General features: G+C 70.3%; 24 protein-coding genes. 14 read left to right on the top strand and 10 right to left on the bottom strand.

The genetic code is table 11. The features are described from left to right. Positions 1–26: 26 nt before the first annotated feature. The gene (locus AC4BGC_RS15425) at positions 27–941 is read right to left on the bottom strand and encodes an NUDIX hydrolase (RefSeq protein ID WP_490556526.1); all 915 of its coding nucleotides are present in this window, start codon (positions 939–941) and stop codon (positions 27–29) included. Positions 942–1,088: 147 nt separating this feature from the next. Here AC4BGC_RS15425 and AC4BGC_RS15420 point away from each other — a divergent pair, with 147 nt between their 5' ends. Further along, complete coding sequence (locus tag AC4BGC_RS15420; protein ID WP_490556525.1) at positions 1,089–2,138, top strand: hypothetical protein; 1,050 nt, start codon at positions 1,089–1,091, stop codon at positions 2,136–2,138. A 165-nt stretch (positions 2,139–2,303) separates the two neighbouring features. On the opposite strand, the gene AC4BGC_RS15415 is transcribed toward AC4BGC_RS15420, so the two are convergent. Then, entirely contained in the window at positions 2,304–2,603 is a 300-nt protein-coding gene (locus AC4BGC_RS15415; RefSeq protein WP_490556524.1) for a GIY-YIG nuclease family protein, read from the bottom strand. Between the two features lie 226 nt (positions 2,604–2,829). After that, positions 2,830–4,941, bottom strand: coding sequence for an RNA degradosome polyphosphate kinase (locus AC4BGC_RS15410; RefSeq protein WP_490557193.1), 2,112 nt, complete (start codon positions 4,939–4,941; stop codon positions 2,830–2,832). Between the two features lie 145 nt (positions 4,942–5,086). On the opposite strand from AC4BGC_RS15410, the gene AC4BGC_RS15405 reads away from it, so the two are divergent. Further along, complete coding sequence (locus AC4BGC_RS15405; protein ID WP_490556523.1) at positions 5,087–6,136, top strand: alpha/beta hydrolase; 1,050 nt, start codon at positions 5,087–5,089, stop codon at positions 6,134–6,136. A 117-nt stretch (positions 6,137–6,253) separates the two neighbouring features. On the opposite strand, the gene AC4BGC_RS15400 is transcribed toward AC4BGC_RS15405, so the two are convergent. The 3 genes from AC4BGC_RS15400 to AC4BGC_RS15390 form a co-directional block, all read right to left on the bottom strand. Continuing rightward, positions 6,254–7,150: a hypothetical protein gene (locus AC4BGC_RS15400; RefSeq protein WP_490556522.1), complete on the bottom strand. Its 897-nt coding sequence runs from the start codon at positions 7,148–7,150 to the stop codon at positions 6,254–6,256. A 337-nt stretch (positions 7,151–7,487) separates the two neighbouring features. Beyond that, on the bottom strand, positions 7,488–8,423 hold the full coding sequence (gene mshD, locus AC4BGC_RS15395) for a mycothiol synthase (protein WP_490556521.1): 936 nt from the start codon (positions 8,421–8,423) through the stop codon (positions 7,488–7,490). Between the two features lie 301 nt (positions 8,424–8,724). After that, a complete protein-coding gene (locus tag AC4BGC_RS15390; RefSeq protein ID WP_490556520.1) occupies positions 8,725–9,456 on the bottom strand; it encodes a winged helix-turn-helix transcriptional regulator in 732 nt (243 codons plus the stop codon). An 86-nt stretch (positions 9,457–9,542) separates the two neighbouring features. Here AC4BGC_RS15390 and AC4BGC_RS15385 point away from each other — a divergent pair, with 86 nt between their 5' ends. Both AC4BGC_RS15385 and AC4BGC_RS15380 read left to right on the top strand, forming a co-directional pair. Continuing rightward, positions 9,543–9,842: a MoaD/ThiS family protein gene (locus AC4BGC_RS15385; protein ID WP_490556519.1), complete on the top strand. Its 300-nt coding sequence runs from the start codon at positions 9,543–9,545 to the stop codon at positions 9,840–9,842. 66 nt (positions 9,843–9,908) lie between these two features. After that, a complete protein-coding gene (locus AC4BGC_RS15380; RefSeq protein ID WP_490556518.1) occupies positions 9,909–10,367 on the top strand; it encodes a thioredoxin family protein in 459 nt (152 codons plus the stop codon). A 181-nt stretch (positions 10,368–10,548) separates the two neighbouring features. On the opposite strand, the gene gmd is transcribed toward AC4BGC_RS15380, so the two are convergent. Then, positions 10,549–11,523: a GDP-mannose 4,6-dehydratase gene (gene gmd / locus AC4BGC_RS15375; RefSeq protein WP_490556517.1), complete on the bottom strand. Its 975-nt coding sequence runs from the start codon at positions 11,521–11,523 to the stop codon at positions 10,549–10,551. Between the two features lie 293 nt (positions 11,524–11,816). Here gmd and AC4BGC_RS15370 point away from each other — a divergent pair, with 293 nt between their 5' ends. Genes AC4BGC_RS15370 through AC4BGC_RS15360 form a run of 3 tightly spaced genes read left to right on the top strand, consistent with a single transcriptional unit; the run spans position 11,817 to position 13,494 of the window. Then, a complete protein-coding gene (locus AC4BGC_RS15370) occupies positions 11,817–12,341 on the top strand; it encodes a DUF4395 domain-containing protein (protein ID WP_490556516.1) in 525 nt (174 codons plus the stop codon). Beyond that, positions 12,338–13,186 carry a sulfurtransferase gene (locus AC4BGC_RS15365; protein WP_490556515.1) on the top strand — a complete coding sequence of 283 codons (849 nt, stop codon included), beginning with the start codon at positions 12,338–12,340 and terminating at the stop codon, positions 13,184–13,186. The genes AC4BGC_RS15370 and AC4BGC_RS15365 overlap by 4 nt, the downstream gene beginning before the upstream one ends. Further along, positions 13,186–13,494 carry a DUF1416 domain-containing protein gene (locus tag AC4BGC_RS15360; protein ID WP_490547560.1) on the top strand — a complete coding sequence of 103 codons (309 nt, stop codon included), beginning with the start codon at positions 13,186–13,188 and terminating at the stop codon, positions 13,492–13,494. Before AC4BGC_RS15365 ends, AC4BGC_RS15360 begins: the two co-directional genes overlap by 1 nt. Positions 13,495–13,554: 60 nt before the next feature. Here the strand turns inward: AC4BGC_RS15360 and dtd are convergent, their stop codons facing one another. Then, positions 13,555–13,989 carry a D-aminoacyl-tRNA deacylase gene (gene dtd, locus AC4BGC_RS15355; RefSeq protein WP_490556514.1) on the bottom strand — a complete coding sequence of 145 codons (435 nt, stop codon included), beginning with the start codon at positions 13,987–13,989 and terminating at the stop codon, positions 13,555–13,557. Between the two features lie 35 nt (positions 13,990–14,024). Between dtd and AC4BGC_RS15350 the strand changes: the two genes are divergently transcribed. Genes AC4BGC_RS15350 through AC4BGC_RS15340 form a run of 3 tightly spaced genes read left to right on the top strand, consistent with a single transcriptional unit; the run spans position 14,025 to position 15,881 of the window. Continuing rightward, positions 14,025–14,849, top strand: a complete 825-nt coding sequence (locus AC4BGC_RS15350; protein ID WP_490556513.1) for a beta-keto acid cleavage family enzyme — start codon at positions 14,025–14,027, stop codon at positions 14,847–14,849. 34 nt (positions 14,850–14,883) lie between these two features. Then, entirely contained in the window at positions 14,884–15,384 is a 501-nt protein-coding gene (locus AC4BGC_RS15345) for a heme-binding beta-barrel domain-containing protein (protein ID WP_490547580.1), read from the top strand. Positions 15,385–15,386: 2 nt separating this feature from the next. Beyond that, positions 15,387–15,881, top strand: a complete 495-nt coding sequence (locus tag AC4BGC_RS15340; RefSeq protein WP_490556512.1) for a Fur family transcriptional regulator — start codon at positions 15,387–15,389, stop codon at positions 15,879–15,881. Between the two features lie 85 nt (positions 15,882–15,966). Here the strand turns inward: AC4BGC_RS15340 and AC4BGC_RS15335 are convergent, their stop codons facing one another. Continuing rightward, positions 15,967–16,242 (bottom strand): WXG100 family type VII secretion target, encoded by a 276-nt coding sequence (locus AC4BGC_RS15335; protein ID WP_490547582.1) that lies wholly within the window; start codon positions 16,240–16,242, stop codon positions 15,967–15,969. Positions 16,243–16,466: 224 nt separating this feature from the next. Here AC4BGC_RS15335 and AC4BGC_RS15330 point away from each other — a divergent pair, with 224 nt between their 5' ends. The 4 genes from AC4BGC_RS15330 (at position 16,467) to AC4BGC_RS15315 (ending at position 20,151) form a co-directional block, all read left to right on the top strand. Next, positions 16,467–16,766 (top strand): hypothetical protein, encoded by a 300-nt coding sequence (locus AC4BGC_RS15330; protein ID WP_490556511.1) that lies wholly within the window; start codon positions 16,467–16,469, stop codon positions 16,764–16,766. Continuing rightward, the gene (locus AC4BGC_RS15325) at positions 16,766–18,919 is read left to right on the top strand and encodes a DUF6571 family protein (protein WP_490556510.1); all 2,154 of its coding nucleotides are present in this window, start codon (positions 16,766–16,768) and stop codon (positions 18,917–18,919) included. The genes AC4BGC_RS15330 and AC4BGC_RS15325 overlap by 1 nt, the downstream gene beginning before the upstream one ends. A gap of 8 nt (positions 18,920–18,927) precedes the next feature. Continuing rightward, complete coding sequence (locus AC4BGC_RS15320; RefSeq protein WP_490556509.1) at positions 18,928–19,497, top strand: hypothetical protein; 570 nt, start codon at positions 18,928–18,930, stop codon at positions 19,495–19,497. Positions 19,498–19,572: 75 nt separating this feature from the next. Continuing rightward, positions 19,573–20,151 carry a hypothetical protein gene (locus tag AC4BGC_RS15315; protein ID WP_490556508.1) on the top strand — a complete coding sequence of 193 codons (579 nt, stop codon included), beginning with the start codon at positions 19,573–19,575 and terminating at the stop codon, positions 20,149–20,151. Positions 20,152–20,173: 22 nt separating this feature from the next. Here AC4BGC_RS15315 and AC4BGC_RS15310 read toward each other — a convergent pair whose 3' ends face one another. Then, complete coding sequence (locus AC4BGC_RS15310) at positions 20,174–24,778, bottom strand: FtsK/SpoIIIE domain-containing protein (RefSeq protein ID WP_490556507.1); 4,605 nt, start codon at positions 24,776–24,778, stop codon at positions 20,174–20,176. Positions 24,779–24,925 lie beyond the last annotated feature (147 nt).

Genomic DNA, 24,925 nt, shown 5'->3' with positions numbered 1-24,925 from the left:
ACGCAAGGTGAACGGTGACCGGCAGTTCAGCGGTCGGCGAGGACCGGCAGGTGCCTCTCGGTGGCCAGGACGGTGCCCTTGCGGTGGTGCACGACGACCATCTCGGCGGGGGACAGCGGGTCGGGGTCGATCCCGAGCAGGTCAAACAGCTGCGGCAGCACCGGCCGGTGGCTGCACACGACGCTGGGGCCGGGGGTGGTGCGCAGGTGGTCCAGGAAGCCGGACGCGGCCTCGACGTCGAAGTCCTCCTCGGAGAGCGCGTCGGACTCGTTGAGCCCCAGCACCTGCTCCGCGGCGTACGGCGCCACGGTCTGGACGCAACGGGTGCTCGATGAGGTCAGGACCCGGGAGACGCCGTACGCGTGCAGGAGCGGGACCAGCGCGTCGGCCTGCCGCTCGCCGAGCTCGTTGAGGGGTCGCAGCCGGTCCAGGCCGTCCCAGCTGGCCCGCTTGAGCGCCTTGGCGTGGCGCAGCACAACCAGTGCCGAGGTGTTGCGGCGCTGCTGGCGGAACTCCTCGAGCAGGTCGATGTCGTCGAGGTAGGTGAGCCGCTCCGCGGCAGCCGCGGCGGAGACCCACTCCAGGGCGTCCACCTCGTCGTTGATCACGTAGGAGGAGACGTCGTCGTCGCCGATGACGTGGCCCACCCAGTAGCGCACCTGCTTGGTGCGGCCGCCGCTGATCGAGTAGCGCTGCGAGCGCAGCGGCAGCCCGAGCCGGATCTCGACCCCGGTCTCCTCCAGCACCTCGCGCACCGCGGTGGCGGTCACGTGCTCCCCGGGGTCCTGCTTGCCCTTGGGGAAGGACCAGTCGTCGTACTTCGGCCGGTGCACGAGCAGCACCTCGCGGCCCTCGGGACCCCTGCGCGCGACCACCGCCCCGGCAGCCACCACGTCGGGGGCATCGCGATCGCCGGGGGCCGAGGTCGCCGTGGAGGCCATGTCCTGAATCCTGACACGCAACGGCCTCGCCGGGTACGGCTACCCTCGCCCGGTGCGCGGGTGATCCCAGGCCGCGCCACCACGACGACCCGGGGGGCAGGCATGGCGGTACGGCGCTGGTCTAGGCCCCTCCGCGGGCGCGTCCTGGTGGGTGCGTTGCTCGCGCTCGTGCTGGTCGTGGGACTGGTCGTGGTCGGCGCCGCGGCCTGGCAGCGGGCCAACCGCACCGACCTCCAGGAGGCGCTCGCCTCCGTCCCGTCCAGCACCCTGCGGGTCGGGTTCACCGACTGGTCGGCCGTGCGCAGCCGGCTGGACGCCGACCTCGGCGACGACCCGGACCGCGAGGCCGTGCAGGAGCTGATGGACCGGGCCTACGACAGCGACTATTCGGCCGTCTCCAGCATCGACGAGTCGGCCGCCGCGCTCCAGGAGACGTTCGGCTTCAGCCCGGCGACGGCCCAGTGGGAGGCGTTCGCCCAGGGTCGCAAGGGCGCCACGATGGTGCTCAAGGTGGCCGAGGGCAGCGACTTCGACGTGCTCGCGGGCAACCTGCGCCGAGCCGGGTACCGCGCGCCGAAGAAGGATGACGGGGCCTGGAAGGGCGGCTCGGACGTGACCGACCTCGACCCGACGATCAGCCCGGAGCTGAACCACATCGTGCTCCTCGAGGACCGCGGGGTCGTGGTCTCCAGCGACAACCCCGACTACGTGGTGGTCGCCGCGAAGGCCGCCTCCGGTGACGGCGACTCCTTCGCCCGTGTCGACGGGGTCCCCGACCTCGCGGACCGGCTCGCCGAGCCGGCCAACGCGATGGTGTGGGGCAAGGACTTCGCCTGCGAGGACCTGGCGATGTCCCAGGCCGACGAGAATGACCAGGCGGCGGCGGAGAGCGCCGTACGGGAGGTGGGCGGCGTCTCGCCCCTCGCCGGCCTGGCCATGGGGATGATGCCCAGCCGGACCCTGCGCGTGGTCGCGCACTTCGAGACCTCCGACCGCGCCGAGCGCGACGTACGCTCCCGGGCCAAGCTCGCCGTCGGCGACGCCATCGGCCGCGGCGGCTCCTTCGCCGACGACCTCACCCTGACCTCCTCGAAGGTGATCGGCGAGACCATCCAGCTGGACCTCCGCCCCCGCACCCCCACCGGCTTCGTCCTCTCCTCCCTCAACGACGGCCCCCTCCTCTTCGCCTCCTGCTGACCAGGCGGGGTGGTCGAGCCGCCCCCAGGTGGTCGAGCAGCGAACGAAGTGAGCGGATAGTCGAGACCCCGACCCAGGTGGTCGAGCGGTCCCTAGGTGGTCGAGCAGCGAACGAAGTGAGCGGATAGTCGAGACCACGCCGGAACGACGTACGCCGGAACCCACTCAGTCACTCCTGCGCATCCACCCCGTTCGACCACGGCTGAGCATCGACAGGTCCTCCATCCGTCCGTCGATCAGGGCCTCGCGTTTGGCCCGCGACCAGTTCTGGATCTGCTTCTCAGCAGCGAAAGCATCCGCCACGTTGTGGAACTCCATCGCCCAGACCAGGACGACGGGTCGACGCCGCGCGGTGTACTTCGCGCCACCGCCGTGGTTGTGCTGGGCGATCCGAGCTTCGAGGTCGATGGTGCTGCCCACGTAGTACGAGTCGTCAGTGCATCGAACGATGTAGACCCAAGCCATGGGGCAAGAATCGCCGTGTGAGGCGCTGGGGTCCACGGCGAATGTGGAGCCTGTGGATCCGGTGGGCTCGCGGCGTACGCCGGGGTCTCGACTGTCCGCTCACTTCGTTCGCTGCTCGACCGCCTAGGGAGTGCTCGACCACCTGGCCGGGGTCTCGACTGGTCGCTCACTTCGTTCGCTGCTCGACCGCCTAGGAGTGCTCGACCACCTGGGGGTGCTCGACCGCCTAGATGCGGAGGCGGCGGCGGCGGTGGGTGGCGATCAGGGTCTCCTGGAGGTTGCGCAGGGGGCGGTCGTCGGGGGACTCGGCCTGGGTCCAGGTGCCGTCCTGGTGGAGCTCCCAGGCGGCGGTGTGGGGGTCGAAGGCGAGGTCCAGCAGGCGGGTGACCTCGTCGACCTCCTTCGTCGAGGGAAGCCTGACGAGCACCTCGACGCGGCGGTCGAGGTTGCGGTGCATCAGGTCCGAGGACCCGATCCAGCCGACCGGCTCGCCGCCGTTCGCGAACCACATCACCCGGCTGTGCTCGAGGTAGCGACCCAGCACCGAGCGGACCCGGATCGTCTCGGAGAGCCCCTTCACCCCCGGGCGCACGGCGCAGATCCCGCGGACGAGCAGGTCGATCGGCACCCCCGCCCGCGAGGCACGGTAGAGCTCGTCGATCAGCGCCTCGTCGACGATGGAGTTGGCCTTCATCCGGATGTGGGCGGGGCGCCCGGCCTCGTGGTGCTCGATCTCCTGGCCGATGGCCTCGAGCAGTCCGGTACGCACCGACTCGGGCGCCACCAGGAGCTGCGCGTAGGAGGCGTTGCGGGAGTAGCCACTGAGGTTGTTGAACAGGTGCGCGACGTCCTCGCCGATGACCTCGTCGGTGGTGAGCAGCCCGTAGTCCTCGTACATCCGTGCGGTCTTGGGGTTGTAGTTGCCGGTGCCGATGTGGGTGTAGCGGCGGATCCCCTCGGGCTCGTCGCGCACCACCATCGACAGCTTGCAGTGGGTCTTCAGCCCGACCAGGCCGTAGACCACGTGGCAGCCGGCCTGCTCGAGCTGTCGGGCCCAACGGATGTTGGCCTGCTCGTCGAAGCGGGCCTTGATCTCCACGATCACCAGCACCTGCTTGCCGGCCTCGGCAGCGTCGACCAGCGCGTCGATGATCGGGGAGTCGCCGGAGGTTCGGTACAGCGTCTGCTTGATCGCGAGCACCTGCGGGTCGGCCGCTGCCTGCTCGATGAATCGCTGGACCGACGTACTGAACGAGTCATAGGGGTGGTGCAGGAGTACGTCGGAACGCTGCAGCGCCTTGAACACGTCGACCGGCGAGGCCGACTCGACCGGGGCGAGCAGGGGATGGGTGGCGGGGATGAAGTTCGGGTACTTCAGGTCCTCGCGGTCGAGGTCGGCGATGCCGTGCAGCCCGCGCAGGTCCAGCGGCCCCGGGAGCCGGAACACCTCGGAGTCGGTGACGCCGAGCTCGGTGGTGAGCAGCTCCAGCACGTGCGCGTCGATGTCCTCCTGCACCTCGAGGCGCACCGAGGGTCCGAACCGGCGGCGCAGCAGCTCCTTCTCGAGGGCCGCCAGGAGGTTCTCGGCGTCGTCCTCCTCGACCTCGAGGTCCTCGTTGCGGGTGACCCGGAAGGTGTTCACCTTGAGCACCTCCATGCCCGGGAACAGCCGCTTGAGGTGCTCGCCGATCACGTCCTCCAGCGGCACGAACCGCTGGTTGCCCAGGGACACGAACCGGCTGAAGATCGGCGGCACCTTCACCCGGGCGAAGTGCTCCTTGCCGGTCTTCGGGTTGCGCACCAGGATCGCGAGGTTCAGCGAGAGCCCGGAGATGTAGGGGAACGGGTGGGCCGGGTCGACCGCAAGAGGGGTGAGGACCGGGAAGACCCGTTCCTTGAAGAACCGCTTGCAGTACTTCTGCTCGTCCCGGTCCAGGTCCTCCCAGCGAACGAGCTCGATCCCCTCGGAGGCCAGCTCGGGGATGATGTCCTCCCGGAAGACCCGCGCGTGCCGGGACATCAGCTCGGCGGTGGTGGACCAGATCTGCTCGAGGACCTCGCGGGGCATCATCCCGGAGGCGGCGCGTACGGCGACCCCCGCCGCGATACGGCGCTTCAGGCCGGCGACGCGGACCATGAAGAACTCGTCGAGGTTGCTGGCGAAGATGGCCAGGAAGCGCGCGCGTTCCAGCAGCGGGAGCGCCTCGTCCTCCGCGAGCTCGAGCACGCGCTGGTTGAACCGCAGCCAGGACAGCTCGCGGTCCAGGAACCGGTTGGGGAACTCGCCGGGCGAGAACCCGTCGTCGGTGGGGCGGTAGGGCGGGTCCACGTCGAACATGTCAGCCGGTACGACACGCAGGCTGGGGTCGAGCGGACCCTCGGCGGTGTCGGAGCCGGTGGCCTGCGGGGAGCTCTCTGTGGACATGTACCGAAGTCTGACACCGCAGGGTGAACAACAGGGGGTCCTCGCTAGGTTGACCTCCATGACCGACCTGATGTTCCGCGTCCAGCAACAAGCGTTCAGGATGGCCCTCGGACTGCCGACCCGCGTCCAACGGTCGATGGCGGGCAAGCCCGTCGTCGTCGACGGCCTCACGCTCTCGCTCGAGGTGCAGCTGATGCTGCGCCTGAAGCGGCTGGCGCGGGTGCCAGCAGCCGAGAACCTGCCGATCGCACAGGCCCGCGCGGAGCTCGAGCGGCAGCAGCGGATGGTGGGCGGTCACCAGCACGTCGGGGCGCTGCGTGACCTGGAGGTCGACGGCGCCGAGGGGCCGCTGCGGGCCCGGCTGTACACCCCGACCGAGCGGCTCGGCGCCGACCCGGCCCCCACACTGCTGTTCATCCACGGTGGCGGCTGGATCTACGGCGACCTGGAGAGCCACGACGCCTCGTGCCGGTTCCTGGCCGAGCGCTCCGGGGTCCAGCTGTTGGCCATCGACTACCGGCTCGCGCCGGAGCACAAGTTCCCCGCTGCGGTCGAGGACTGCCGAGCGGCGTACCGCTGGCTGGTGGAGCACGCCGACGAGGTCAACGCCGACCCGCTGCGGCTCGCGGTCGGTGGCGACTCCGCCGGTGGTGCGCTGGCCACCTCGACGGCGATGTGGGCCGCCGAGCGGGGACTGCCGCTCGCGTTCCAGCTGATGATCTACCCCGGCACGGACTGGATGGAGCGCACCAGGAGCCGGGACCTGTTCAGCGACGGCGGGTTCGTCCTCACCCAGCGGTTCATGGACAACGCCGAGGAGGGCTACTTCGAGCCGGGCGCCGACAAGTCGGTCCCCGACGCCTCGGCCCTGCGCCGCGTCGACTTCCCCGAGAAGATCGCCCCGGCGTACGTCGTCACGGCCGGCTTCGACCCCCTCCGCGACGAGGGCGAGGCCTACGCCGCGCTGCTGGAGAAGCAGGGCGTCGAGGTGGAGGTCAAGCGCTACCCCTCGATGTTCCACGGCTTCCTGCACCTGGTCGGCGTCGGCCGCGAGGCCAAGTCCTACGTCGCGGAGATCGCCGACCGGCTCCGGGCGGCCCTGGCCTGACGGCTGGTCGTTTTCGGCAGTCGGGATAGTCCGAGACGTTTCCGCTCCGATTTGACCGTTTCGACAACGGAAACGTCGCGGACTATCCCGACTACCCGCCCGCCCGGCGATCCCGGCTCAGGACGCGCGACCACGCAGCCAGCGGGCTCGCTGTTCGGTGTCCAACTGGCACCGGAGCTCGACGGTGTGGGTCGGGGTCCACCACGGTGGTGGCTCGACGGTCCATCGACGCACCGACTCCGGCTCCCACTTCGCGCGGCTCCGGGCGTCGAGCATCTTCTGGACGGCCCGCTCGGGGTGCGGGATGTCGCCGGCCAGGATCGTGAAGCCCTCCAGGCCGAGGTTGCTGAGCCTGTTCGCCCTTGCGACGTCACGAGCCCGCTGCCGGCCGGGAAGGTGCAGTGCGCCGTCGTACTCCCCATAGGTGCCGGACTCGAGATCGAGCAGGTCCGGTGTCGCGACGTGGTTCCCGGGGAGGTCGAAGATCGGCCGGTTGCACAGCGGCGGGGGCAGCCCGGCATCGCGGACCCAGAGGAGCCGGGTCCAGCTCTCCCACCGCGACCAGCTGTTCTCGTCCACGAACGGGATGGCGTCGCGAGCCTGCGGGACGCCGGTCCACCCCGGGTGGGCGAGTGCGTACGCCGTGATCTCGGCGATGGAGACCAGATCGGCAGCGGCCGCGAGGTCGGCGAGCACGACCGCCTCACGCACGTCGCGGGCGTAGCGCATCAGGAAGAACAGCGAACGGACCGCCAGCGTCGTACGCAGCCCGTCGACCATGATCAGCTCGCTCGGGCCCAGCCGTTCCTGGTGTACGACGAAGCCGTCCTGGCTGCGGATGTCCTGGTAGCAGGTCGCCAAGTCCACCGGCAGGACAGTGATCCCGTCCGGCCCGAGGCCGTTGAACCACGACCCGCCGAGCCAGCACAGCGACGCCCAGCCGGTGATCCCGCCGACCTCCGGCAGCACTGCCGCGCACTCGACGATCCGTTGCTCCACCAGGGAGGGGTCCACGCTGGCCGGCACGTAGAGGCCGCGGCTCGTGCAACGCCAGTACGGTCCCCGCGCCTGGCCCTCCGTCGGCCCGCGCAGTCCGCTGGGGTCGACGCGAACAGGACCGACCAGCCCTGGCCTGTTCGGGTGGAACGGTGGAGGTGCGAAGTGGCCTGACGGATGCACCCGTGCAGGGTGCCCGGGAATGCCCTCGCCCCGCTCCGGCTATCCACAGGCCCCAGTGGTCGGACCCGGGTTCGTTTTCGGCCGTCGGGATAGTCCGAGACGTTTCCGCTCCGATTTGACCGTTTCGACAACGGAAACGTCGCGGACTATCCGGAATTCGGCAACAGTCAGGTCAGCGGGGGAGCCCCGCGGAGGTCCCGCGGTACTGCACCTCGGTGCGCTCGACGTCGAAGCCCTGGCCGGTGTAGACGGCGATGGCGGGGGCGTTGTCGCCGTCCACATACAGGAGCACCGAGTCGAGGCCGCGGTCCTGCAGGTGCTTGAGGCCGATGGCGGTGAGGACGGTGCCGAGGCCGCGGCCGGCGGCCTTCGGGTTGACCGCGACGACGTAGACCTCGCCATAGGGCGGGTCGTCCTCGCGGTGCTCCTTGGTCCAGTGGAAGCCGAGCAGCGGCGGGTCCTCGGCTCCCGGGTCGGCGGGTACGGCGAGGAACAGGCCCGCCGGGTCGAACCAGGACTCGCTCATCCGCTCGCGGAGGTCCTCGATCGTCATGTTGCCCTGCTCGGGGTGGTGGGCGAACGCCGCGGCGTTGACCTCGAGGAACGCGCGCTCGTCACCCGGCTCGAAGGTGCGCACGCGTACGCCGTCGGGCACCGTCACCTCGCCCAGTGAGTCGGCCAGCGACTTGCGCATGATCAGCAGCTCGCGTTCGCGCGGGACTCCGAAGAGCTCCGCGAGCCGGGCCGCCCCGGGGTGGTCGCCGTGCGACCAGGCATCCACCTTCCTGCCCTCCGGTGCCGCTGCCGCGGCCAGGGCCGTGCCCACGCCCTGTCGCCGCGAGTCCGGGTGGACCGCGAGGTCGAGCACGTCCCCGTGCCGGAAGGCGAAGCCGCTGGCGTGCCCGCCCCCGTCGGTCGAGCTTGTCGAGACCCACAGCTCCGCGTCCCGCAGCCCGCGGTTCTTCAGCTGCAGCACCGCTTGTTCGTTCAGCGTGCTGGAGCCGTCGTGGGCCGTGGCCGTGCGGGCGATGCGGCGTACCTCCGCCGCGACACCGTCCTCGCTGGACCAGTCGAAGTCCTCGGGGCTGACCTGAGCAATCTCCACCATGCACTGGAGGCTAGCCCCCGGTGGGGACGTGGAGCGATCAGCCGAGACCCAGCCAGGTGGTCGGACCCTGTAGGCGGTCGAGCAGCGAGCGAAGCGAGCGGTCAGCCGAGACCCCTGTAGGCGGTCGAGCAGCGAGCGAAGCGAGCGGTCAGTCGAGACCAGGCCCACAGCCCGCCCTCCCAGCACGGAGAGCACCTCGACGCCCCACGGGGGTGCGGCGAGCCGGACTCCTCAGCCGTAAAAGTCGTCGGCTCGGCGCCAGCCATCATGCACTGGACGCTAGTCCCCGGTTGGGACGTGGTCAGCGGACCGGCGATCCCGAGGGTGCGTCGACACGGTCCTTCGGTGCGTCCCGGGGCGGCAGCACGAACCGGTAGCCGACGTTGCGCACGGTCCCGATCAGCGACTCGTGCTCGGTGCCGAGCTTGGCGCGCAGGCGACGTACGTGGACGTCGACGGTGCGCGTGCCCCCGAAGTAGTCGTAGCCCCAGACCTCCTGCAGCAGCTGGTCGCGCGTGAACACGCGGCCCGGGTGCTGGGCGAGGTACTTCAGCAGCTCGAACTCCTTGAAGGTCAGGTCGAGCACCCGGCCGCCGAGCTTGGCGGTGTACGTCGCCTCGTCGACCACGACCTCGCCGGAACGGATGATGTGCGCCTCGGGGGCGCCCTTGTCGTTGCGGGCGGCGAGCTTGCCGGCGGCGACCCGGATGCGGGCGTCGATCTCGGCCGGGCCCGCGGAATCCAGGATCACGTCGTCCATGCCCCAGTCGGCCGCGACGACGGCGAGGCCGCCCTCGGTGACGATCAGCAGCACCGGCTGGTCGGACCCGGTGGTGCGGATCAGGCGGCACAGGTCCCGGGACTGAGCCAGCTCACGACGGGCGTCGATCATCAACAGGTCGTGGTCGGGAGCCTCCAGCAGGGCGCTGCCCTCGGCCGGAAGGATCTTGACCTGGTGGGGCAGCAGGGCGAGGCCCGGCAGCACCTCGGAGGACGCCTGTAGCGCCTTGGTGAGCAGGAGCACGGTGCCCATGGCACCTCCTGGGTGAGGTCCTTGCGTCGGCCGGTGGGTCATCTACGCTGATGAACTACCCACCACAGAGGCGCAAGGATATCCACGTGTCGACCAGCATGGCCCCAGAGACCAATGAGAGTCCGATCACGATGCGCTACTGGGCCTCGGCCCGAGCCGCCGCCGGGACCGACTCAGACTCCCTCGACGTCACCGGACCGGTGTCCCTCGCCGACCTGGTCAGTCGCGTCAAGCGGGCCCACGGCGACTCCCGCCGGTTCTCCGACGTTCTCAATTGCTGCTCGGTGATGGTCGGCGACCGCCCGGTCACCACCGACGACCCAGCCGCGGTGATGGTTTCCCCGGGCTCCACGGTCGAGTTCCTTCCCCCCTTCGCCGGCGGCTGAGGCGCCCCGTCGGTTGAGCCTGTCGAAACCAGGGAAGCCTTTGCGCCCCGCCGTGGTTGACCACGCGTGATTACAGAAGCCTGGGTCCTGGTCGTCGCCGTGGTCGGCGCGCTGTCGTTCGGCGGCTACCGCGCCCTGAGCGACGGTCGCTTCCGCGGCCCGCGCCAGGTGGCTGGCGCCGAGCCGACCGAGGACGATGCCGTACCTGCTGAGGAGTCCGTCCTCGCCGACACGCCCTGGGCCGACGAGCTGGGCGAGCAGGCCACGCTGCTGCAGTTCTCCTCGGCGTTCTGCGCTCCCTGCCGGGCGACGCGGCGCATCCTCACCGATGTCGCGAGCGCGACGCCGGGTGTCACGCACATCGAGGTGGACGCCGAGCACCACCTCGACGTCGTACGCCGCCTCGGGATCCTGCGAACCCCGACGACACTGGTGCTCGACGAGCACGGGGTCGAGCTGACCCGGGCTAGTGGAGCACCCACCAAGCAGCAGGTGCTCTCCGTGCTGGGGCAGCAGGCTGGGTGAGCCCGGGGGCGGGGTCTCGACTGATCGCTCGCTTCGCTCGCTGCTCGACCACCCAGGGTCGTCTAGACGATCAGTGGTTCGACCTGGCGGACTCGACGACGTGGCCGGTCTCGGCGGAGATCGGGGCGTCCCGGGGAGGCCGTGGCGACGGCGGTGGAATTCAGCAGCGAGCGGGTGAACGTCAACGTCCGAGGAAGCGCTTGATCTCGGCAACGTCGGCATCGACCATCAGCCGCGCGAGGTCGAGAGCGGTGGTCTGGGCCTTCCAGCCCAGGTCACGGTGGGCCTTGGAGGCGTCGCCGATGAGCGCGTGGACTTCGGAGGGGCGCGTGAAGCTCTCGTCGTAGCGGACGTGCTCCTCCCAGTCCAGGCCGACGTGGCTGAAGGCCGCCTCGCAGAACTCGCGCACGGTGTGTCCCTCGCCGGTGGCCAGCACGAAGTCCTCGGGCTCGTCACGCTGCAGCATTCGCCACATGCCTTCGACGTACTCGGGCGCGTAGCCCCAGTCGCGGACCGCGTCGAGGTTGCCCAGGGTGACGAACTCCTCCACTCCGGCATCGATGGCGGCCACTGCCTTGGTGATCTTGCGGGTGACGAAGTTCTCCCCGCGCCGGGGAGACTCGTGGTTGAACAGGATTCCCGAGACGGCGAACAGGTCGTAGGCCTCGCGGTAGTTGATCGTCACCCAGTGCGCCTGCAGCTTGGAGGATCCGTACGGCGAGCGAGGGTGGAACTTCGAGTCCTCGTCCTGCGGAGGCGGCGTGGAGCCGAACATTTCCGAGGTGGAGGCTTGGTAGAAGCGGCACTCCAGGCCCGCGGCGCGGATCGCCTCCAGCAGCCGCAGGGTGCCGATGGCGTTCGTGGAGGCCGTGTAGTCGGGCATCTCGAAGGACACCTTCACGTGGCTCATCGCGCCCAGGTTGTAGACCTCGTCCGGCTTGATGCTTCGTACGAGGTTGACCAGACTGACGCCGTCGGTGAGGTCGCCGTAGTGCAGGGTGAGGTGCTTTTCCTGGTGCAGGTGGTCGATCCGGGACCGGTTGAGGGTCGAGGACCTCCGCACGAGGCCGTGGACGTCGTAGCCCTTGCTGAGGAGAAGCTCGGCGAGGTATGACCCATCCTGACCGGTGACTCCGGTGATGAACGCTGTTTTCACCCGCGGAGCGTAGCCCGTCCAAAATATGGACGCGATGACCGAATGGTGAGACACGCTTTTCGGCCCAGGGCGGGCACCTCCTAGTCTTGGGCCATGTTCTCGACCCTGTTGACCAAGCGCCGCGCGGTGGACCACTGCCGCATGCGCTCGTCACTGTGTCGAATGTCCTGACCGGCCGCATCCCGCTCGCTGTCCTCACGCCGACCCTTGGTCGCTGATCCGAGGACGCACGCCGTACGCCGGTCCACCGCCCGTCGGCAGTCGACGGCGCCCCAGGACGTCCCAGGAGAACCATGACCACAACGCGATCGAGCCCAACCGGGCGACCCGTCGAGATCGATCCTCGAGGCCCGCAGTTCAACGCGATCCTCACCAGCGTCGTGCTCGCGCTCACCCTGCTCGCCGCGCCGGGCACCGTCGCGATCGTGCTGCTCGCCGTCCAGGCGGCGCTGTTCGCGACCGCGGTGGCCTTCGGGGTGCAGCGCACGCCGGCGGCGTACCTGTTCAAGACCCTGGTCCGGCCGCGCCTCGCTGCCCCGACCCACCTCGAGGACGCGCGTCCGCCCCGGTTCGCCCAGGCAGTCGGCCTGGCCTTCACCGTGGTCGGGCTGGCCGGCTACCTCTCCGGAGCGGACCTGGTCGGAGCGGTCGCCGTCGGCTTCGCCTTGGCCGCGGCCCTGCTCAACGCAGTCTTCGGGTTCTGCCTGGGCTGCGAGATGTACCTGCTGATCCGCCGCACCATCCCCAACACCGTCACCGCATCAACTTCGGCTGGCATCCCAGCCGAGAACACCAAGGAAGAAGAGGCATTCGCATGAGCCGCGAAACCGCACTGGTCACCGCCGAGTGGGTCGAGGAGCACCTTGACGACCCCAGCATCGTGCTGGTCGAGGTCGACGAGGACACCACCTCCTACGACAAGGGCCACATCCGTGGGGCCGTGAAGCTGGACTGGACGACCGACCTGCAGGACCCGGTCCGTCGTGACTTCGTCAACAAGCAGCAGTTCGAGGAGCTCCTGTCCTCGCGCGGCATCGGCAACGACCACACCGTCGTGCTCTACGGCGGCAACAACAACTGGTTCGCCGCCTACGCCTACTGGTACTTCAAGCTCTACGGCCACCAGGACGTGAAGCTGATGGACGGCGGCCGCAAGAAGTGGGAGCTCGACAGCCGTGAGCTGACCGACGAGGCCACCACCCGCGAGGCGACCACCTACACCGCGCAGGAGCAGGACTCCTCGATCCGCGCGTTCCGCGACGAGGCCGTCGCCGCGATCGGCGTGAAGAACCTGATCGACGTCCGCAGCCCCGACGAGTACGCCGGCCGCCTGCTCGCCCCGGCCCACCTCCCGCAGGAGCAGGCCCAGCGCGCCGGCCACATCCCCACGTCGCTGAACGTGCCGTGGAGCAAGAACTGCAACGACGACGGCACCTTCAAGTCCGACGAGGACCTGAAGAAGCTCTACGACGAGGTCGGGATCGACGGCTCCAAGGAGACCATCGCCCTGTGCCGCATCGGTGAGCGCTCCTCGCTGACCTGGTTCGTGCTCAAGGAGCTCCTCGGCCACGACAGCGTGAAGAACTACGACGGCTCCTGGACCGAGTACGGCTCCCTCGTCGGCGTCCCCGTCGCCGTCGGCGACGAGCCCGGTGACGCCTGATGTGCGGCGCGACTGAGGGCGGCCTCTCCCTGGACGGCATCAACGTCAAGAAGGAGGCCATCATCCAGGGCCAGGTCCTGCGTGCCGGCACCAACGGCACCGACCCCGTGGGCAACGCCTACGTCCGGCTGCTCGACCGCACCGGTGAGTTCACCGCGGAGGTCCCCACCTCCGCGACCGGGCACTTCCGGTTCTTCGCCGGCCCCGGTGAGTGGACGCTGCGCACCCTGGCCCCCAAGGCCGAGCCCGTGGACACCACGGTCAACGCCGAGGTCGGCGCGATCCGCGAGGTCGCCGTCACCGTCTGAGGCACCTCCTGAGCCACAACTCTGGCCCCTTGCCGCACGCGGCCAGGGGCCAGAGTCGTTCTAGGGCCGGGGCGCCTCGAGGGTCAACGTCACCGGGCCGTCGTTGACGAGCGCGACCTGCATGTCGGCACCGAAGACGCCTCGCGCGACCGGGGTGCCCAGCTCCTCCAGGCCGGCGCACACTGCCTCGTAGAGCGGTTCCGAGACCTCCCCCGGGGCAGCCGCCAGCCACGTCGGCCGGCGACCCTTGCGGGCGTCGCCGTACAGCGTGAACTGGCTGATCATCAGCACCGGGGCGCCCAGGTCGGCGATCGACTTCTCCTCGCGCATGATCCGCAGGTCGCGGATCTTGCGGACCATCCAGGCCACCTGTTCGGGGCCGTCGTCGTGGGTGACCCCGAGGAGTACGACGAGGCCCGGCTCTTCGATCCGGCCGACGACCTCGCCGGCCACGGTCACGGAGGCGGAGGTGGCTCGCTGGAGCACAGCACGCATGGGACCGAGGATATGTAGGCCGATAGATTTCCAGCATGGGAGACCTGCTGATCACCGTGGCGCCGACGGGCGCGGAGACGACCAAGGCCGACTGCCCCCAGCTCCCGACCACGCTCGAGGAGCTGGTCGCCACCGCCGTGCGGTGCGAGGAGGCGGGGGCGGCGATGATCCACGTCCACATCCGCGACGCCGAGCACCGCCCCACCCTCGACCAGGGCCGGCTGCGCGAGACCGTCGCGGCGCTGCGCTCGGAGACCACGCTCGTCGTGCAGCTGTCCACCGGTGGCTCCGTGCACGACCCGCTCGAGGACCGGCTCAAGGTGCTCGACGCCCAGCCCGACTCTTGCAGCCTGACCATGGGCACGACGAACTTCGGCGACGACGTCTTCTTGAACCCGTGGCCGTTCGTGCGCGAGCTCTACCGGCTGAGCCAGGAGCGTCGCGTCGTACCCGAGTTCGAGGTGTTCGACCTCGGGCAGGTCGCTGCGCTGCGCCGGTTGCTCGACCTGCACGGCCTGCCGTACGGCGGGAAGGTGCACGTGGATCTCGTCATGGGCGTCCCTGGGGGCATGCCGGGCACGACCGACGCACTCGTTGCGGCGGTGGCTGCTCTGCCCCCGGAGACCACCAGCTGGTCCGCGACCGGGATCGGTCGCTCCACGCTCGCTGTAGCACTGGCGTCGCTCTCCAAGGGCGGGCACCTCCGCGTCGGCATGGAGGACGTGCTCACCCTCGCGCGCGGCGTCCCGGTCGAGCACAACGAACAGCTCGTCTCCCGCGCGGTCGAGATGGGACGGATGGCTCAGCGTGAGCCGATGACCTCGGCGCAGGCGCGAGTGCTCCTGGGTCTCGCGGGCTGAAGGGCTGATGCCCGGGGGACCTAGACTTTGCTCCATGCCGTTCGAGATCCCCCAGAACATCCATCCCAACTGCGCCCGGCTGGCGTGGCTGCTCGGGACCTGGGCCGGGAACGGGCACGGGGAGTACCCCACGATCGAGCCGTTCCAGTTCGGGCAGGAGCTGCTCTTCCAGCAGGACGGCCGGCCGTTCATCCACTACATGAGCCGCTCGTGGATCGTCGACGAGCAGGGTAACCACGTCCGCGAGGCCGCCCAGGAGACCGGGTTCATCCGGCCCCAGGAGGACGGGACGCTGGAGTTCCTGCTCGCGCACAACACCGGCTTCGTGGAGACCTGGCACGGGGAGCTCCACCCCGAGCAGCCGCGGTTCGAAATGGCCACCGATGCCGTCGTACGCACCGCCACCGCCAAGGAGTACGTCGGCGGCAAGCGGCTCTACGGCTACGTCAACGGCGACCTGCTCTACGCCTTCGACATGGCCGCGATGGGCCAGGAGCTCCAGCCGCACACACACGCGCAGCTCAAGCGCCAGTAGCCATGGTCTCGACAAGCTCGACCACCGGTGGGGGTGGCTCGACCACCAACGGTGGCTCAACCACCGGTGGCGGCTCGACCGACAAGGGGTGGCAGGAGCTGCTTCGGGAGAAGGGGTATCGGCTCACGCCGCAGCGGGCGCTGGTGCTCGCGGCGGTGGAGACGCTGGGGCACGCCACTCCTGACGAGGTGTACGCCGAGGTGCGGACCCACTCGGAGTCGATCAACCTCTCCACGGTCTACCGGACCCTGGAGCTGCTCGACGAGGTCGGGCTGATCCGGCACGCGCACCTGACCGACCGGGCGCCGACGTACCACGCCGCCCGGGGCCACGAGCACGCCCACTTCGTGTGCCGCAGCTGCGACAACGTGATCAGCGTCGGGCTCGACGAGATCGAGGAGGCCCTCGGCGGGCTGGCCGGGCGGCACGGGTTCTCCCCGGACTACGGACACCTCACCGTGTTCGGCACCTGCGCGGACTGCGCCGACCCGGGCTGAGCCGACCGGGCTGAGCCGACCCGGGCATGACGAAAGGGCCGGACGAGAACGTCCGGCCCTTCGCTTTGTGGTTTCGAGACGTGGATCAGATGTGTGCGGACTCGCCCGTGGCAGCAGCGATGTTGTTGTGCTGGGTGCGCACGTCGTCGCGGGCCTCGTTCAGGGCCGCGCCGAGCTTGTCGAAGTGGGGCTTGAACTCTTCCCACGCCGAGCGGAACTTGTCGGCGTTGGCGCCCTTCCACACGGCCTGGTTGATGTGCCCGTCCAGGGTGGTCTTGAACTCCACTGCCTTCTGTCCGCCGTCATCGAGCCCCTTGTGCAAGTTGCGCAGGGTCTCGAGATCTCCACCAACTTCTGCCATGTGTGCATCCCCCTCTGAGGTGTGTGTGTGATTCGGTCCGTCCCCGCCGAGCGGGCCCGTGACCACGTCACCGTAGCCATGCCCAGCGCCGACTTCCACCAAACCAGGAAAACGGGCATCGCGGTCAGGCCTATAGTTTCGCGACACCGCTCACCGGGCAGGTTCGCTCCGACATCGCGGCGACGAGGGCGCCTGAGCTGGCCAGGAAACATGGGGGAGACGTCTTGCCACCGAAGATGAAGGACAACCCGCGCAAGGAGGAGCTCCGGCTCGCCCTGACCGCGGCCCGGACCAAGTCCGGCACCATCCCCGGCATCCTCGAGTCCGCCGCGACCGCGATGACCGCCAACGCCTGGACCGGCGGCACCTCGGGCGACTTCTCCGCCGAGCTCACCGGCCAGCAGACCACGGCGGTCAGCGGTGGCACCGCCTCGGTCGACGAGATCCAGCACGCCTACGACACCTGCCCGGCCGAGATCGTGGACCCCAACGCCGACGACGACCTCCCGGCAGGAGCCCGCTGATGGCGATGGCGGCGATCGACCTCGACGCGATGAAGTCCCTGGTCACGACCATGGGCACCGCTGCCAGCGACCTGCGCGGGGTGAAGACCGACCTCGCCGGGATCCTCGGCGGCGTCTCCCTGGACACCAGCCCGCCGCGACCCCTGGAGACCGCGGCCAGCTGGGTGGAGGGACAGGTCCCCGGGCTGCGGCGCCGGCTCTCCTTGGCCCAGGCGATCGCGGCGGCCACGCCGAACTTCAAGGCCGGCACCCCGGTGTCCATCGACGAGTCCAAGCTCTCCACCCTGAGCCCGACCGAGGCGATGAAGCTCGGCACCGAGGCGGCCAACCGGATCAAGGACGGCGGCGAGGACGGCCCCGACCCCGAGCTCGCGGGATGGCTCTCGCAGTACGCCAACGACCCCTACTTCGCCGCGGCCCTGGCCAAGGGCACCGACCCCGGGCAGCTGGCGATCTACCTGCGCGACGTCGGCTACATGATGGGCAACACCCGCAGCAACGGCATGAGCGGCTCCGAGGAGGAGTTCCAGGCGCTGATGGCCGACCACATGCTGATCATGGAGGGGCTGAGCACGGCGCTGAGCACGGCCACGCGCAACGAGTCGCCCGACCTCGCCCTGCCCGTCGGCTACGCCCAGGAGTGGGTCGACGCGATCACCGACGAGAACAACATCAACGGCGAGGCCGCCATCCTGGGCAACCTGCTCAAGGACGGCGCCTGGGGCACGAAGTTCCTCGACACCGTCTCCACCGAGGTCTACGACTACGAGACCACGACGATGGCCGACAACAACCAGACCTGGGCGCAGCGCGTTCCCGACAGCTCCTGGTACGCCTACGACAAGAACGGCGAGTACATCGACGTACGGGACCCGCTCGCCGGGGTCCTCGCGGCGCTGGGGCGCAACGCGGAGGCGTCCCAGAAGTTCTTCAGCGAGGGCGGCAACAGGAACGTGGAGATCGACGGCAAGGACGTCTCGGTCAACGCCCGGATGCAGTACCTCCTCCAGGACCGCACCTGGTCGGGCTCCCGGCACAGCGACGAGGGGGACGGCCTGGGCCAGGCACTGCGGGCGGCCTCGACCAGCTTCCGCAACCGCGAGGAGAGCGGGCGGATCTCGGCGATGATCGCCTCCCAGACGATCGCCCTGATCGGGTCGAAGACCAACGACGGCTCCGACGGCGGCATCTTCGGCATCGGCCAGGATGACGGCTGGAAGATGTACGAGGGGATGCGCGACGAGATCGCCGACATCGTCGCCGACTACACGCCCGACCTCTACCGGCACTACAGCACCAACTCGACCGACGACGACCTCTCGGAGTGGTTCAGCGACGAGAACTCCCTCGACATCCCCGGCGGCCCCTACGGGATGAGCTTCCTGACCCAGCACATGGACAAGGTCCTGAACACCCTGGGCGAGGACTCCGAGAACATGGACAAGATCTCCGTGTCCACGCTGGCGTTCAACCGGGTCCGGATGACCTACCAGCTCACGCAGGAGTTCGCGGACGACCCCGAGATGAAGTGGCGCATCCTCAGCGGTCAGGACGTGCCCGCCTTCACCAACGCCGCCGGCGCCGGTCCCTCCGTGCTGGCAGCGATCCTCCAGAAGGCCTACGAGGGCAAGAAGAACGAGGAGGAGCTCGAGCAGGCCAAGGCGGATGCGCTCAAGAGCTGGCTCGACCTCGCCGGCAGCATCCCCGCGCTGAAGATCCCCGGCGAGGGCCTGCGAGCGACGTACGCCGGGTGGGGGTTCGACACCCTCAAGGGCGCCGCGCTCGACCGGCTCGGGGAGTCGCCGAGCACGGCCGACTCGCTGTACGCCGGCGCGGACACCAGCAACAAGGAGGCACTGCAGCGCGACACGCTCAACGTGCTCCTGCAGAACGGGTTCTTCGACGACGACACGATCGCCGCGGGCAACAGCCAGCTCGGTCCGGGGTCGGTCGCCGGGCCGCCGCGCGAGGCGCTGACCTTCGACCAGGACGGCAACGTGAAGGGCTTCAACTACGGCTCCGAGGCGTTCCAGAACTGGACCGAGGGACTGGGTGGCGAGGGTCGCCCCGGCTGGTACGGCAAGGCGCCTGGCATGAAGGTCCCCGACGAGCTGATCCAGAAGTACGACCAGCAGTTCCCCAACATCGGATGAGGCACGAGATGCGCGCACGGCAGATGGTCGGACTGGCACTGGCGGGCGTGCTCGCCGCGGTCACGGCCGGCTGCGGGGGCGACGACGACGGAGGAAGCATGAAGGTGTCCGGCAACTGCGGCCTGGGGGAGAACAAGCTCGCCGTCGAGAAGGTGCTGCCCACGGCTGTGACCGAGAAGCTCGTCGACGACGGCGACTACAAGGCGATCGGCGGGCTGATCGTCCGGGACGGCAAGCTGCCTGCGGCCTACGACGGGGAGTGCGCGCTGCAGCAGTCGGACAGTGGCCAGGACGCCATCCGGCTGGGGCTGGTCAACAGCTCCGACCCCCGCTACACCGACGCGAAGGAGACGATCGCCTCCGGCGACCTCGACGGCTTCGTCAAGGTGGACGAGACGACCTACGTGCTCCCGGACGGCTCCGACGGAGCCCGCGGCGTCGCGATCCTGCCCGACCGGATCGTGGTCCTGCGGGTCCTGCGTCCCGCCGAGGGGATCGACGTGGTCAAGGAGACCGGGGCGGCCGTCGCCGAGGTCGCCGACCGCGTCGCCTCCCTCACGCCGCCTCCCGGCGAATAGGGCTCCAAGGCCTTTCCCCGTCCGCGCACTGCAGCCGGGGAACCCCCGGTTTGGCCGGGATGGTTGGGTGAACGCGTGCCCAGGATCAAGGACGACCCGACCCGGTTCGGCCGGGTCGCCACCGGCCTCGCGGCCTGCCTGCTGGTGACCGGCGTCGCCGGGTGCGGCGGTGACGACGAGGAGAAGAAGTCCCTGACGATCACCGGTGACTGCGCGCTGGCAGCGGCAGAGCTGCCGATCACCCGGCTCGTCCCCGAGTCGCTGCTCCGCAGCCTCGTCGGTCCGGGCAGCTACAAGACCGAGCCCGGCTTCGCCGTGATCGACGGCAACCTGCCAGCGGCGTACGACGGCAACTGCACGCTGCTGCGCGGCGGCGAGGACGCGCTCCGGCTCGCGACGTTCAACGCCACGACCCGCGACTACAAGGAGGCGCAGCAGATGCTGGCCTCCGGGAAGGTCCCCGGCTTCGAGAAGGTGGACGACACCACCTACGTGCTGCCCGACAGCGCGGGCGCGAGGGGAGTATCCATCCTCCCGGAGCGCATCGTCGTGCTGCGGCTCCTCGAGCCGGCCGAGGGGATCGACGCCGGCAAGGAGGTCGGCGCGGCGATGCCCGAGGTCGTCACCCGCATCCAGGAGGTCAGCGGGGGCTGAGCCCTCGCGGCTCTCTCGCGGCTCACTCCGGCCAGATCACCTGCACGCGCTCGGCCGAGCCGGTGCGCATCAGGAAGCCGCCGCCGGGCGGCATCGACTGGCCCAGCGCGGACCGCGCGATCCGGGCGCCGAACATGTCGGCGTCGCTGCTGGTCTGCGGGGAGAGCATCATCCCGGAGCCGGTGCGCTTCAACGCGACCACGGGACCGCGGTAGATCCCGCCCATCTCGCTGGGCGTCCCGGCCGCGGCCAGCACCGAGCCGGTGTCGCGGAGCTTGTCGAGGTGCTTCTCCAGCAGGGCAGGGACCCAGCCGTCGGCGCCGAACAGCTCCACGTCGTCGACCAGGGTGAGCAGTGGCGCCGGGTCGTCGCGCAGCTTCTCCAGCAGGCTGGTCACCTCGCCCTCGTCGGAGCTGGTGTCGAAGGGGCCGTGCACGTCCGAGTGGTCCGCGCACAGGTCGCGCAGCGGGCTCAGCCGCGGGGTGAACACCACGACCTTCCAGCCCTGCTGCAGCGCGAAGGTCGCCATCGTGCGCAGCGTGGTGGACCGGCCGGTGCGCCTGGCGCCGGTCACGAGCAGCGCCGGCCCGTGCTCGAGGGCGTCGAGGGTGCGCAGGCCCAGGGTGTCGCCGCCGACGGCGAGCACCAGTGTCGAGGGGGTCAGCGACTGGCTCTCGAGCTCGAGCGCCTCCTCGAGCCCGATCCGCACCGGGAGCACGTCGAGCCGGAACGGCCGCTGCGCACGAGGTACGTCGGCGTAGCGCTCGGTCGCCTCCCGGCCGATGGCCTGGATCGCGGCCACCTGGGCGGTGCCGAGCGGGTCGTCGGTGAGCAGCGCGACCTGGGTCTCCCGGATGCCCTCGGAGCGGAAGCCGCGCCCGTCGGCGATGGTGCTGGGGATCTGGCGCGAGTGCATCCCGATCGTGGTGAAGTCGCTGGAGTCGACCATCCGCATCAGCAGCTTGTCGTCGAACAGGGTCGACATCCGGCCCAGCAGCAGCGTGCGGTCCCCGGTCATCACGACCCGGATCCCGACAGCGGCACCCTCCTGCATGATCTGCTGCCACGCCTGCACGAGCCGCCCGCCGTCGAGCCCGTCGTACGCCGCGTAGAAGCCCTCCCAGCGGTCGAACAGGACCACCACGTAGGACATCCGGTCGGGGCCGTGCACGTGCCGGCGCTGCTCGGTGACGTCGGCGAAGCCGGCCACCGCCAGCGCCTGCTGCCGCTCGGAGATCAGCTGCCGCAGCCGGGAGACCAGCCGGTCCATCCGGTCGGTCTGGTCCCGGGTCACCACCGCGCCCACGTGGGGGAGGCCGACCAGGGGGAGCAGGGCGTTGTTGCCGCAGTCGACGCCGTAGAGGTGGACGTCGGCGGGGCTGGTGAACCGGCCCACCGCCCCGGCCAGGGCGCGCAGCGCGGTCGACCGGCCGGCGCGCGGGGCCGCGACGATCCCGAGGTGACCGCCGCCCTCGAGGTCGAACGTGGCCACGTCGCGGCGCTGCTCGGCCGGTACGTCGACCAGGCCGAACGGCAGCACCAGGTTGTCCGCCGACGGTGTCGCGGCGGGGAACTCCCCGAGCACGTCGTCGAGCGTGAGCGACTCGGGCAGCGCCTCGAGCCAGGGCTTGCGCGGAGGCGGCAGCCCGAGGCCGTCGTTGGCGTCGGTGATCGCGGAGACCAGCGCGGCCAGGTCGGTCGGCACGCTGACGTCGTCGTCCTCCGAGCTCTCCTCGACCGGGCCGCGGCCGAGCACCGGCAGGTTGTCCCAGTCGAGGTCCTCGTAGCGGACCGTCCCGCCGCCGGCGCCCAGCGGCCGGCCACCCACTCGGGAGCTCTGGAACGGGATCAGCGAGGAGTGCCCCAGCCGGGCGTAGGCGCGGCCGGGGAAGCTCTTCGCGATCTGGGCCGCCGCGGGCGACTCGATCACGTCGTCGGAGTCGCCGGCGTCGGTGACCCGCAGCGCGATCCGCAGGTTGGTGTTGGACTTGATCTCCGCGCTCACCACGCCCGCGGGCCGCTGCGTCGCCAGGATCAGGTGTACGCCGAGCGACCGGCCCCGTCGCGCCACGTCGACCAGGCCGGTGACGAAGTCGGGCAGCTCGGCCACCAGCGCCGCGAACTCGTCGATCACGATCAGCACCCGCGGCATCGGCTCGTCGTCGGGGCCGCGGCCGGCGAGGTAGTCCTCGATGTCCTTGGCGTCGGCCCGGGCCAGCTGGTGCTCACGGCGGCGCAGCTCCGCGCCCAGGGACTCCAGCGCCCGGCTGGTGAGGTGGCCGTCGAGGTCGGTGACCATGCCGACGGTGTGCGGCAGCCGGTTGCAGTCCTTGAACGCAGCCCCGCCCTTGTAGTCGACCAGCACGAAGTTGAACTCGTCGGGACGGTTGCCCACCGCCAGCGAGGCGATGATCGTCTGGAGGAGCTCGGACTTTCCGGAGCCCGTCGTACCCGCGACCAGGCCGTGCGGGCCGTCGGCGCGGATGTCGATCGTGAACGGCCCGTCGGTGGACTCACCGATCACCGCCTTGGTGGTGCGCCCGCCGCGCGCCCAGCCCGCGAGCACCGCGCCGCCGTCGGGCTCGCCCATCCGCAGCACGTCGAGCAGCCGGCTCGCACCGGGCAGGTTGCTGGCCAGGTCCTCGGTGGAGACGTCCCGGATCGGCGCGAGCGCGCGCGCGATCCGGTCCAGCCAGAGGCCGTCGACCAGGTCGGGACGGATCGCGTCCACGGTGCGCTCGGTGCTGACCTCGAGGTTGAGCTTGTCGCCGTCCCAGACCGCCACGGTGCTGCACTCCTCGGGGAGCTCGCGCACCGTCTGCTCCAGGCACAGGAAGAACAGGCCGACCGAGGGGCCCTTCTTGAGCAGGGAGATCACCCCGGGGGACATCCGGATCCGGCGCGCGCCGTCGAGCACCACGATCCGGCACTGCAGTCCGGCGCGGGCCGGCTCCTTGAGGCCCTGACGTGCCTCGAGCTCGGCCAGCAGCTGGCTGATCTCCAGCGCCTGGGTCTCCTCGTCGTTGGCCAACCGCACCGGGCGGGGGTGGTCCTCGCTGTTGCGGGCGTGCGGAAGCCACTTCACCCAGTCCCAGTCCGGGGAGGCCTGCTCGCCGGTGAGCACGGTGATCGTCGCGTCCGAGGGGCTGTGCATCGCGGCGACCTGCGCCACGGCCCACATCGCCAGCGTGCGGGCGCGGTCCGGGGGCCCGGCGATGCCGACGACGCCGGTCATCGGCACCGTCACCGGCACGTCCGGCGCGGTCCACAGCAGCGGGCCCTCGTGGCTGGCCCGGGCCGGGTCCTGGATGGTCACCTCGGAGGGGAGGTCGGTGGTGCCGAGCCGCAGGTGCAGGAAGTCGCTGTCCCAGCGGCGGCGCTCCCAGAGCCGGGCGCGCGGGCCGGTCGCGAACAGCAGCACGGTCGCCGGGTCGGGGAAGTTGCGCCGCCGGGTGCCGCGCTCGGAGACCAGCGACTCCAGGGCCGCTTCCTCCACGCGGACCCGGCGCTCCTGGTACTCCGCCATCTCGCGGGCGTAGCGCTTCCGGGACTCGCGCCGGGAGCCGGTGGTGTTCGCCAGCAGCATCAGCGGGCTGGCCGCGATCATCATCAGGCTGTAGTAGGAACCGGTGATCAGGTAGAGCGTGATGCCCATGCCGACGGGGACCAGCATCATCAGGTAGGGGAACGCCACCTTGTCGGGCCGCCGGGGCTCGTTGGGGACGCTGAACTCCTTGACGCCCGGGGCGGGGTGCAGCCGCGGCGGGCGGTTGTAGTCGAGCTCGGGCGTGGCCACGCTCGGGCTCAGCGAGGCGTCGGGCTGGGTCACCTCGACCCGGTCGAGCAGCACCGGTCCGATGCCGAGCACCTGCCCGGTGCTCCATGGGGTGGGGCCGGTCAGCGGCCGGCGGTCGAGGTGCACGACGGGTACGGCGGTCGCCGGGTCGATCCGCTCGCCGAGCTGGAACTCCTGCACCGTCCTGCGCCGGCCGATGCCCCACCGGCGTTTCTTCTGCGCCTCGGAGATGGTGCTGGCCGCCAGCACGATCGGAGCGGTCACCGGCTCGCGGCGCAACGGGACCGGCATCGTCTGGTCCACGACGGCCGCGTCGGGGGTGAGCGTGATGGTGCCGTCGGTGGCGACCTCGAGCACGAGAGCCTCCTCGAGGGCCTCGGGCTGCGGCTGCCGGGCGAGCTCGGGGATCCGGATGGTGCAGTGGCGACCGTGCCCGATCGTGGCCCGGCCGATCCCGAGCCGGTGCACGTGCCCGGCGCCGGGGCCCGAGGAGATCCGGATCTCGACCAGGCCCTGCGGCTCCCGCAGCCGTTGGGAGGAGGGCTGCCCCAGGCCGAGGACCACGCCGTGCCGGATTGGGCTCTGGTCGACCCGCTGGTCACCGTCGAGCAGCTCGTCGCCGAGGTAGAGGTCGAGCGAACCGGTCAGCGTGGGCACGCTCGCAGCGCCCGGGAGCGCGATCACGTTGGCCGGCACCGCCGTCGGGGTGCGCGTCAGGGCCGCCGCGAGGTCGCGCACCCGGGTCTCGGGGCTGTAGCTGAGCACGACGTCGTGCGCCGTGGCCGGGTCGTTGCCCGACCCGGCCGCCTCGATCGTCACGAGCAAGCGCATGTGGTGGCTCTCTGCTGCGGGGGTGGTCCGATGTCCGAGGTTAAGGCCAACCGTGACCAACATGGGCAACTTGGTCGGTGAAGGGCCCTATGGCGATTAGAGTCGGTTTCGTCCGCTTGCCTTCAGGGAAGACAAGCGCCGGGGGGC

This window comes from Nocardioides sp. Z38_18, assembly GCF_058215695.1.
The sequence above is the reverse complement of the archived record's forward strand: the minus strand, read 5'-3'. Positions and strand labels throughout refer to the sequence as shown.